This window comes from Bradyrhizobium sp. P2_E8 (genome assembly GCF_056403875.1).
In genome coordinates this window covers 1-4,771 of sequence record NZ_JBFUES010000589.1, presented here as the reverse complement: position 1 = coordinate 4,771, position 4,771 = coordinate 1, and the positions used below count along the sequence as shown (strand labels likewise).

General features: G+C 64.9%; 6 protein-coding genes. 3 read left to right on the top strand and 3 right to left on the bottom strand.

Features of this window, described 5'->3' with window-relative positions; genetic code table 11:
* The first annotated feature begins 164 nt into the window (after positions 1-164).
* From AC1D00_RS27250 to AC1D00_RS27240, 3 genes are all read left to right on the top strand, one after another.
* Positions 165-371, top strand: a complete 207-nt coding sequence (locus AC1D00_RS27250; protein WP_027544890.1) for a hypothetical protein — start codon at positions 165-167, stop codon at positions 369-371.
* A 246-nt stretch (positions 372-617) separates the two neighbouring features.
* Entirely contained in the window at positions 618-1,712 is a 1,095-nt protein-coding gene (gene nirK / locus AC1D00_RS27245; protein WP_404553170.1) for a copper-containing nitrite reductase, read from the top strand.
* 54 nt (positions 1,713-1,766) lie between these two features.
* Positions 1,767-2,639: an SUMF1/EgtB/PvdO family nonheme iron enzyme gene (locus tag AC1D00_RS27240; protein ID WP_477012786.1), complete on the top strand. Its 873-nt coding sequence runs from the start codon at positions 1,767-1,769 to the stop codon at positions 2,637-2,639.
* Between the two features lie 154 nt (positions 2,640-2,793).
* Here the strand turns inward: AC1D00_RS27240 and AC1D00_RS27235 are convergent, their stop codons facing one another.
* The 3 genes from AC1D00_RS27235 to AC1D00_RS27225 are packed head-to-tail and all read right to left on the bottom strand — an operon-like array spanning position 2,794 to position 4,769.
* Entirely contained in the window at positions 2,794-3,429 is a 636-nt protein-coding gene (locus AC1D00_RS27235) for a GNAT family N-acetyltransferase (protein WP_477012785.1), read from the bottom strand.
* A 22-nt stretch (positions 3,430-3,451) separates the two neighbouring features.
* Positions 3,452-4,102, bottom strand: coding sequence for a 3-oxoacid CoA-transferase subunit B (locus tag AC1D00_RS27230; RefSeq protein ID WP_027545524.1), 651 nt, complete (start codon positions 4,100-4,102; stop codon positions 3,452-3,454).
* A 16-nt stretch (positions 4,103-4,118) separates the two neighbouring features.
* A complete protein-coding gene (locus tag AC1D00_RS27225; protein WP_477012784.1) occupies positions 4,119-4,769 on the bottom strand; it encodes a CoA transferase subunit A in 651 nt (216 codons plus the stop codon).
* Positions 4,770-4,771: the final 2 nt, after the last annotated feature.

The window sequence follows — 4,771 nt, the reverse complement described above, 5'->3', positions numbered from 1 at the left end:
CTCATATCTTACCCATTCGTAAATTTCAGCCGCGCATCGCCGCGGCAAGTCCCGGATGGCATTGAATTACCCGTTTTCGGGCCGGCGACCTTGCGCTCGCTCAAAGTCCGAGCGCCGGATTGGGACGATGATGACGTTTAATCCTTGCTCCCTGGAGATAGGCCATGGCGTCGTTCGCGCTCGATCTCGTTCTCTGGTTCACCGGCGTTCGCGGCCATATTCCGCGCTTCGACGATTTTCGTCCCGTCCCCTCCGCGCCCCCGGTCGGCGCGGGCCATCTCGTGCGCGTGCTGACGATCATGGCCACCGTCTTTGCCGCGCTGTCGCTCGCGGTCTGGGGCACTGTCTGGATCGCGATACAGTTGCTCTAGTTCGGCGCATCCATACGTTCACGATCAACCGCAACCGAACATGCGAACGAGTTGCCGCTGGCGCAACCGATGCCGTGCCATGTGCCGTCGTGCCGCTCACATCGTCGATGCTGCCTTCGGCATACCTCCTGGGGAATTTCACGGAGGCGATTCCGGCCAAAGCTTGTCGCAGCGCAAACACGCTTGCCGTAACAGGCGCACACTGCATCCGTCATCAAAAACCTTTCAGATGAAGGATGCTTTACGATGTTCACCCGCAGAGCCGCATTGATCAGCGCCGCCGCGACCGCCCTGATGCTGGCGACCCCCGCCCTGGCTGCCGAGGATCTCAAACTGCCGCGTCAAAAGGTCGAGCTGGTCGCTCCGCCGTTCGTGCATGCGCACGAGCAGGCGACCAGGCAGGGCCCGAAGATCGTGGAGTTCAAGCTCACGATCGAGGAGAAGAAGGTCGTCATCGACGAGAAGGGCACCACCTTCCAGGCAATGACCTTCAACGGCTCGATGCCGGGCCCGCTGATGGTCGTGCATGAGGGCGACTACGTCGAAACGACGCTGATCAATCCCGCGACCAACACCATGCCGCACAACATCGACTTCCACTCCGCGACCGGCGCGCTCGGCGGCGGCGCGCTCACCCTGATCAATCCCGGCGAGCAGGTCGTGCTGCGCTGGAAGGCGACCAAGACCGGCGTGTTCGTCTATCACTGCGCGCCCGGCGGCCCGATGATCCCCTGGCACGTCGTCTCCGGCATGAACGGTGCCGTGATGGTGCTGCCGCGCGACGGACTGAACGACGGCAAGGGCCACGCGCTGAAATACGACAAGGTCTACTATATCGGCGAGCAGGACATGTATGTGCCGCGCGACGAGAAGGGCAATTTCAAGTCCTACGATTCGCCGGGCGAAGCCTTCACCGACACCGAAGAGGTGATGAAGAAGCTGATCCCGTCCCATGTCGTGTTCAACGGCAAGGCCGGCGCCCTCACCGGCAAGAATGCGCTCACCGCCAACGTCGGCGAGAACGTGCTGATCGTGCACTCGCAGGCCAATCGCGACAGCCGTCCGCATCTGATCGGCGGCCATGGCGACTATGTCTGGGAGACCGGCAAATTCGGCAATGCACCCGAGGTCGGGCTGGAGACCTGGTTCATCCGCGGCGGCTCGGCGGGAGCGGCGCTGTACAAGTTCATGCAGCCCGGCATCTACGCCTACGTCACGCACAATCTGATCGAGGCCGCCGACCTCGGCGCCACCGCGCACTTCAAGGTCGAAGGCAAGTGGAACGACGATCTGATGACCCAGGTGAAGGCGCCTGCGGAAATACCGGCCAACACCAACTAGACGCGACWAGGGGCCGGTGATCACCGGCCCCTTCTTCCTTTCGGGGAGACGACGATGCTGCTCGCATTCAAGCTGAAACTGCTACTGGCTTGCGCGGCCGGGCTCGCAGGGCCGATCGCGGTGGCGCCGCTGGTCTCGGACATGGCGGTCCGCGGCACGGCGGAGCCTGCGATCATCAAGATCGCGCCGGGCAGCCTGTCCTACCGCGAGGCCGGCGATTTCACGCGTGGCGGGCAGCAGGCGGAAGCGCCGCTACGCGCGATGCGGTTCACGAGGCCGCTGCACGTCATGCGGCATCAGGTTTCGTCATCCGACTACCAGCTTTGTGTGCAGGATGGCGCTTGCCGCGCGCTCGATCGCGACGTGGCGATCGCCACCGATCGCCCCGCGGTGCAGGTGAGCTGGCACGATGCGCAGGCCTATGCGGGCTGGCTCTCGCACAAGACCGGCAAGACGTGGCGCCTGCCGAGCGACGCGGAATGGGCGTTTGCGGCGGGCTCGCGATTCAAGGACGATGGCGCGCCGGTGGACGCGAACGATCCCTCGAAGCGCTGGATCAGCCGCTATGAGCGGGAATCCGAACGCGACCTCTCCGACACGACGGCCTATCCGTTCGGCAAGTTCGGCACGAACGAGCACGGCATCGAAGATCTCGCCGGCAACGTCTGGGAGTGGACCTCGACCTGTTTCGTGCGCTCGCGGACTGACGAGGCCGGCAATGCCGGCAAACCGACCGTGAATTGCGGCGTGCGTATCGCCGAGGGCGCGCACCGCGCCTATGTCACCGATTTCATCCGCGACGCCCGCGCCGGCGGCTGCGCGCAAGGCGTGCCGCCCGCCAATCTCGGCTTACGAGGAGCCGTCGTGGGTCGCGAGCGTGTCGGCGCGGTGGAGCAAGACGTGGGCGGCGAGGTCGTGATCGCGTAGCCCGCACGCACATGCCACACCCGCGGTGTCATCGCCCGACTTGATCGGGCGATCCAGTACTCCGATGCGCAGTGATAGAACCGAGAAACCGCAGCGTACTCGATGCCCCGCCGTCGCGGGGCATGACAGCGTCAAATGCGGCAACCAAGTTTGCTCAAATCGCGCGCGCAAACATGCGAAAGCCCGGCGCGCCGATGATCGCCTCGAAGGCGGGATCGCGCTTCTCATCGGCGAAGACAAAACCGGCCTTGGCGTAGGCGCGTTCTGCCGGCTCGTTGCCGATCAGGAACGATATCGTCGCCCGGGTAAATCCGGCCGTTCGCCCCTTATCCAGTGCGTGCGCGATCAGCGACTGCACGAGGCCACGACCGCCATAGGCGGGATCGGTCGCGACGTGCTCGATCATCCAATCGCCCTCGCCGCCCTGAACCCAGCAGGCGCGCGTGTAGGCGCCGCGGCGACGGATGGCTTCCAGCTCTGGCGCGGCAAGCCCGGTCGCGGCACCGGCCTCTTCGATGGCACGCCAGGCCGCAGGTCCCGTGCCGGCCGCCGGCAGTGCGCACAACGCGGCAGCAGGCTCGCCATCGACCTCGGCGATCAGGAATTGCGAGACATGCCACATCGACACCGCGTGCGCGGCCGTGATGCGCGCGATGAAATCGCGGCACTGCGCGTCTGGCCAGCCGAGCGCGATGTCGAACCAGCCGCGCGGCCGGTAGCCACGCTGCGATGACAGGATGGTTTGTGCGATGAAACCGGCGTCTTCGGGACGCGCAGACCGTATCGTCATGCGCGCCCCCGTTGCGACGACCTTACGTGTTCTTCAGCGCGACGCGGAATTCGGCTTCGGTCTTGGCCTTGACCTCGTCGAGCGTCACGCCGTCGGCGAGCTCGATCAGCGCCATGCCGCCGTCGCCGTGCTTGTCGATGGTGAAGACGGCAAGATCCGTGACGACCATGTCGACCACGCGCTCGCCGGTCAGCGGCAGATTGCACTTCTTCAGCAGCTTCGAGCCGTCCTTGGCCGAATGCTCCATCACCACGACGACGCGCTTGACGCCGGCGACGAGGTCCATCGCGCCGCCCATGCCCTTGACCATCTTGCCGGGAATCATCCAGTTGGCGAGATCGCCGTTCTGGGCCACCTGCATGGCGCCGAGGATCGACAGGTCCATGTGGCCGCCGCGGATCATGCCGAAGGAATCCGCGCTCGAGAAATACGAGGTCGAGGGCAGCTCGCTCACGGTCTGCTTGCCGGCATTGATGAGGTCGGCATCCACCTCGTCCTCATAGGGGAACGGTCCCATGCCGAGCATGCCGTTCTCGCTCTGGAGGCTGACATCGACCCCGTCGGGGATGAAGTTCGAGACCAGCGTCGGGATGCCGATGCCGAGATTGACGTAGTAGCCGTCACGCAGTTCCTTGGCGGCGCGCGCAGCCATCTGTTCACGGGTCCAGGCCATGTGAGTCTCCTGACGCTTAAGCGGCGGTGCGCGGGCGGGTGTTGCGGAATTCGATGCGCTTCTTGGCCGTGCCGACCTCGACGATGCGCTTCACGAAAATGCCGGGCGTGTGGATGTGGTCGGGATTGAGTTCACCGGCCGGAACCAGATGCTCGACCTCGGCCACCGTGATCTTGGCGGCGGTCGCCATCATCGGGTTAAAGTTGCGCGCGGTCTTGCGGTAGATGAGGTTRCCGGCGGTGTCGCCCTTCCAGGCGTGCACGATGGCGAGGTCGGCGAACAGGCCGCGCTCCATCAGGTACTTCTCGCCGTCGAATTCCTTCACTTCCTTGCCTTCGGCGATCAGCGTGCCGACGCCGGTCTTGGTGTAGAAGGCCGGGATCCCGGCGCCGCCGGCGCGGATGCGCTCGGCCAGCGTGCCCTGCGGGTTGAATTCGAGTTCCAGCTCGCCGGCGAGGAATTGCTGGGCGAACAGCTTGTTCTCGCCGACATAGGACGAGATCATCTTCTTGATCTGCCGGGTTTCCAGGAGGCGGCTGAGCCCGATGCCGTCGACGCCGGCATTGTTGGAGACGACCGTCAGCCCCTTGACGCCGGACTCCCGGATCGCGTCCGACAGCTCCTCGGCAATGCCGCAGAGGCCGAAGCCGCCCGACATGATCATCATGT